The organism is Klebsiella sp. 18074 (assembly GCF_902705905.1).
Taxonomy (GTDB): Bacteria; Pseudomonadota; Gammaproteobacteria; order Enterobacterales; family Enterobacteriaceae; genus Klebsiella; species Klebsiella terrigena.
The window spans coordinates 1-4,353 of record NZ_CACSIS010000065.1; the positions used below are offsets into that span (position 1 = coordinate 1).

The window sequence follows — 4,353 nt, forward strand, 5'->3', positions numbered from 1 at the left end:
TGCACCATTTCGTTTACCTGGGACAGCTATCGGGAGAATCGGTCATGAAAAACATCAGCAATCGCCAACGCATTATCAACTACATCGGCAAGCACCCTGGCTGCACGTTTGCCGAGGTTATCGAAGGAACCGACCTGCTCAAGTCCTGCGTTAACTCAGCGCTGTGTAAGTTATCCGATACCAAGGAAATCAAGCGTTCTGGCCCGAAAGGCGCTTACACGTACACGCTACCGTCGTGGCAGAAAGTTGTCGAGCCGGTGCGGGATTTCACGTTTGAGTTTTCACCATATTTTGGCTGCAAAAACCCAATGACCGACCTGTTTAACCAGTGCCTGGCGGGAGTGAGAAAATGAACATTGAAACAGTAAACGAACTCATCACCTCCCTGGAGAGTGCAGGAGAGCTGTCAATCAAGGAGCTGAAGTATCTGGAGCTGGCTAAGGCGTATTTGCAGCTGGCCGCGGAGAATACTTATCTGCTCAACGGCGCGGCCCGTGAACTCAACACCTCATGGATGTTCCACAAAACGATGCTGGGTGCTCAGGCGGCGCTGGCTTGCCTTTCGCTTGGCAGGGAGTCTGCTGCTCGCGACTGGCTGGAAGGTACTACAGACGAAGCAGGAGCCGAGATACCCGACGATATTACTGTTGCTGGCCTGCAGGAATGGTTCGACAGCCAGATGATCAGCAATGACGGGAAAAGCGGATTTTTGACCAGGGCGGAAGCCGAAGAAGCTATCAGGAAGGCATGCCCCGCCACCGATCGCATTGTGGCCGGGATTAAGGCTGATGGGGTGGAGATGGCGGCAAAAAGCGACCAATTTTCCACATGGGTTCAACAGGAATTGCATAGCTTCGCCATCGGCATTCGCCAGGGGGATAAATGAGCAGACATTACTTCAGGCGACCGATAGCTGAGCACATCTCAAGCATTCGCTCAGAGCTGGCAAAAGTACCAGCAGAAAAGCGTCTTCACGTCATAGCTGAGGCGTTGTACGACATGAACCCGACAGGAGTCGATGAGGTTCTTAGAGCTTCCTGTGGCTGCTATGAGTGGGATATCAGCATAGACTACCGCAGCGCCGACGTTCGTTATGCAGATAAAAACAAACAGGAGGTGCCGCATGACTGATATCACCGAACTGGAGCAGAAACCAACGCGCTACGGTACAAACTCTCAAGGCGTTTTCACCAACCAAACCGATGGCGCATACGTTAGCTATCTGGACTTTGTGGCGCTGGTAGAGGCGCTGGAGAAGGCGCAGCAGCACATTGCGCGTCAGGAGCAAATTCTTCTGAATCAAGATGAGTCCCTGTCTATTCGTCGCGGTGAGCTTGAGGCGGCGCAACAGGAGCGGGAGAACTGGCGTACCAGCTTTGATAACGAGCGGTTCCGCGCTGATAAGCTCAAGGAGCATATCGACGAGATGGAGTCTTCTGGTGTCGCTCCCGGCATATTGCGCTGCACTGAGTGCTCGTTCGTTCTGACGAAAAACATCATCAGTGTTACCGCAGACACAATTACTACTGTCGAAAGCGAACCGGAGCCATGCCCAAATGGTTGTGGGCAGCTTCAGTCTGTCACCTGGAAAGCGCTGGCCATTCAACTTATGTTCAACACTAAACAGGGTCTTTCGGATTTGCTGGAAGCTAAGAAGCGCATCGAGGAACTCGAGTCTGATCTGTCTGAATGGACAGACTGCAAGCACGATGGTGCTACCTACTACGACATGAGCGGCCGTGAGCGCTGCGGAAGATGCGGGGCGGATATATGACCAGCAAATTAACCAGAGAGCAGGCAGAAGACACGATTGAAGGTCTGGAGGGGCTAATCGGTCGCGGTGTGCGGTCCGTTTATCTTGATATGGCTATTACTGGAATGCGCCAACTGATGGCTGCACTGGACAGCGAGCCTGCGGCGTACATTGTTCACGCCCCTCATGGTGACACGGCCTATAGAACAATATCACCAAGGGACGCCGAATATATTAAGCGTAAAGGGTACACTACTGAGCCGCTCTATCGCCACGCGCAGCCAGCGCCGGTAGTGCAGAAAACAGCTCACAGTAGCGTAATAGCAGAGCAGTTGGCGCACGTCCTTTCAGGCATGGAGGTTACAGACCATCAGCGAGCCGTAATCAGTTGCGCTGTCGACAGGCTAAATAACGTTGCACAACTGCTTCAGCTATCTCCTTCTGCGCTATTGGTGCCAGAGATTCTGGATTATCAGGGGGCCAAGGAGCTTTATAACTACCTGATGACCGAAGAGGAAACCAACGCAACCGTAAATGGATGGAACGCCTGCCGCGCTGCCATGCTGCAGGCTGCCCCCGTTCGGTCATCTATGCCGGATGGTGGCGTAACGGCAGAACACCGCCGCGTTATTGAAATGCTGCTCAACGTTTGCGGGGCTGCATTTGAACTCGCGGATGATAGCTGTCAGCAAGATGTTGATGGCGAAGATTGCCATGTTGTTCCAGACGATGCATTTCAGAAACTAAGTGATGCGCTGGACGAAATAGAAAACACTCTCCCGACCGAAGATATCGACAGACCAGATGTATTTCTTGCCTGGTCGGCAATGCCAAGGGCAGCACTGAAATCTATTCTCCAGGCTGGCAACTCTCCGGTAATTCCTGGCTGCGATGGTGCTGAACTTATGCCATCAACGGGAGAGGTGATTGACCCTGCATCTGGACCTGATCGCTCGGTGGAGGTTCGCTATTTTGCGCCTCCTGGTTACGTGATGGTGCCGAAGGAGCCGACCGAGCGCATGGTCATTGCTGGGTTTGAATCTGAGCCCGACGAAGGCTTTAGCGAATTACAGGTTTGGGAAGCGTATGAAGACATGAGTGGTTGTGAACAGGCTGCTTACCGGGCTCGTTTGTGCTGGGCCGCCATGCTCGCAGCCGCCCCGCAGGAGGTGAAGTGATGGACTATACAAAACTGAACGAGTATGAACTTGCTGATATGCGCAGCGCGATCGAAAGAGAGCCGGAACGTCGCAAGCAAGGGCCTAAAGTGCTGACTTACCGCGTCACTTCATGCATGACAGAGCATCGTTACTTTAAAGACCTGAAGTGTGCGCTGCTGTGCCTAAAAGATACGGTTGATATGCTAATTGAGCACTCGCTTGAAGACGGAGGGGAATATATTAACCAGTGCACTGGAATCGTTGGCATAGTTTTCCGCGTGGAAGAGGTTTCACAGGCTGATTTCGACGCTAAGGAAAAAGCTAAATATTACGATGACATCTGCTTTGAGGGCCGAGTTGGAGAGTTAAGCTAATGCCTAAATCCCCCGCAGAACGCAAAGCCGCGCAGCTAACCCGCCAGTGATATATAATCCCCTCCACGCCAGAGGGGATTTTTTATGTCGAAGTGGAACATTGCAGCTAAAAGCCCGGAAGAGCGCGATAAGGTCAATGTAGACCTCGCAGCGTCCGGCGTCGCCTACAAAGAGCGCCTGAACATGCCGGTAGTCGCCGAAGTGGTCGCCAGAGAACAGCCTGAGCATCTCAGAGAGTATTTCATGGAGCGAGTGCGCTACTACCGCGAGCAAAGCATCCAGTTGCCCCGCGCATCCGATCCGCGTTACATCGAGATGGCAGGTCTGAACGAGAAAAAATAATCACCTATATAGATTTTGCATTTAGCTGGACTCCCCGTCATAATTTCACTGTCAGCCTGAACAACTGACACGACTTTCCGGCGCCAAGTGGGGACACATGGCGCACAAAACCTCTAAGCAATACCTGTCACCGATGGCGAAAGTCACCGGCGATTTTCTGCATTCTGCGTTTGACCTCTGCGGAGGTGAAGCGTGAAGCAACAATTCTGCCTCATCAACGACAGCGTTAAGCAAAACGCCGTCAACTTCATTCGGTCATTACAGGCCGATCGCCGCTTTCCGGTCATTATCGAAGCTCACGAAGAAAGCCGTACAGACAAGCAGAATCGTATGATGTGGCCCTTACTGAAGGACCTGAGCGATCAGGTGGTTTGGTATGGCGAAAAGCTCGAATCAGCTGAGTGGAAAGACCTCATCACCGTTCTGGTGAGCCAGATGCAATCCCCGGAGAAAGAGCAGAAGTCTGCGCCAGGGATTAACGGCGGCCGCGTGTATTTCGGCGTGCGTACATCCCAGTCCAGCAAGCGCTACATGGTCGAGGTTATCGAAGCTATTTTCTGGTTCGGTACCGAGCACAATGTGAAGTTCAGCGAGAAGTCCAATAGCCGCATTGAATGGGCTCAGGAGTGGAGGGCGTCGCATGCACAGCCCTCTCGCTAAAGTCATGGAGCGTTCGATATTCCGCACCTCCGGCCCTCGCAAGCGCAAGGAAGAAGTTAAGCCA

The 4,353-nt window shown here is 52.7% G+C and carries 8 protein-coding genes; all 8 read left to right on the forward strand.

All coding sequences use genetic code 11. The annotated features are described in order from the left end of the window. The coding region (locus GVK32_RS28285; RefSeq protein ID WP_227697927.1) for a hypothetical protein at positions 1–353 on the forward strand (353 nt) is incomplete at its 5' end. 161 nt (positions 354–514) lie between these two features. Beyond that, entirely contained in the window at positions 515–886 is a 372-nt protein-coding gene (locus GVK32_RS29365) for a hypothetical protein (RefSeq protein ID WP_370461218.1), read from the forward strand. 113 nt (positions 887–999) lie between these two features. Next, positions 1,000–1,131, forward strand: coding sequence for a hypothetical protein (locus GVK32_RS28995; RefSeq protein ID WP_200842954.1), 132 nt, complete (start codon positions 1,000–1,002; stop codon positions 1,129–1,131). Then, positions 1,124–1,774 (forward strand): hypothetical protein, encoded by a 651-nt coding sequence (locus GVK32_RS29370; RefSeq protein ID WP_227697929.1) that lies wholly within the window; start codon positions 1,124–1,126, stop codon positions 1,772–1,774. Before GVK32_RS28995 ends, GVK32_RS29370 begins: the two co-directional genes overlap by 8 nt. Next, on the forward strand, positions 1,771–2,931 hold the full coding sequence (locus GVK32_RS29375) for a hypothetical protein (protein WP_227697930.1): 1,161 nt from the start codon (positions 1,771–1,773) through the stop codon (positions 2,929–2,931). Before GVK32_RS29370 ends, GVK32_RS29375 begins: the two co-directional genes overlap by 4 nt. Continuing rightward, positions 2,931–3,287 (forward strand): DUF5448 family protein, encoded by a 357-nt coding sequence (locus GVK32_RS28310; protein ID WP_159874160.1) that lies wholly within the window; start codon positions 2,931–2,933, stop codon positions 3,285–3,287. Before GVK32_RS29375 ends, GVK32_RS28310 begins: the two co-directional genes overlap by 1 nt. Positions 3,288–3,371: 84 nt before the next feature. Next, on the forward strand, positions 3,372–3,629 hold the full coding sequence (locus GVK32_RS28315; RefSeq protein ID WP_159874162.1) for a DNA polymerase III subunit theta: 258 nt from the start codon (positions 3,372–3,374) through the stop codon (positions 3,627–3,629). Between the two features lie 192 nt (positions 3,630–3,821). Next, positions 3,822–4,289 carry a recombination protein NinB gene (locus tag GVK32_RS28320; RefSeq protein WP_159874164.1) on the forward strand — a complete coding sequence of 156 codons (468 nt, stop codon included), beginning with the start codon at positions 3,822–3,824 and terminating at the stop codon, positions 4,287–4,289. Positions 4,290–4,353: the final 64 nt, after the last annotated feature.

What these genes read in the sequence shown, in the direction of transcription:
- GVK32_RS29365 (WP_370461218.1), top strand. Translation starts at nt 515, where the DNA reads ATGTTCCACAAAACGATGCTGGGTGCTCAGGCGGCGCTGGCTTGCCTT.
- GVK32_RS28995 (WP_200842954.1), top strand. Translation starts at nt 1,000, where the DNA reads ATGAACCCGACAGGAGTCGATGAGGTTCTTAGAGCTTCCTGTGGCTGC.
- GVK32_RS29370 (WP_227697929.1), top strand. Translation starts at nt 1,124, where the DNA reads ATGACTGATATCACCGAACTGGAGCAGAAACCAACGCGCTACGGTACA.
- GVK32_RS29375 (WP_227697930.1), top strand. Translation starts at nt 1,771, where the DNA reads ATGACCAGCAAATTAACCAGAGAGCAGGCAGAAGACACGATTGAAGGT.
- GVK32_RS28310 (WP_159874160.1), top strand. Translation starts at nt 2,931, where the DNA reads ATGGACTATACAAAACTGAACGAGTATGAACTTGCTGATATGCGCAGC.
- GVK32_RS28315 (WP_159874162.1), top strand. Translation starts at nt 3,372, where the DNA reads ATGTCGAAGTGGAACATTGCAGCTAAAAGCCCGGAAGAGCGCGATAAG.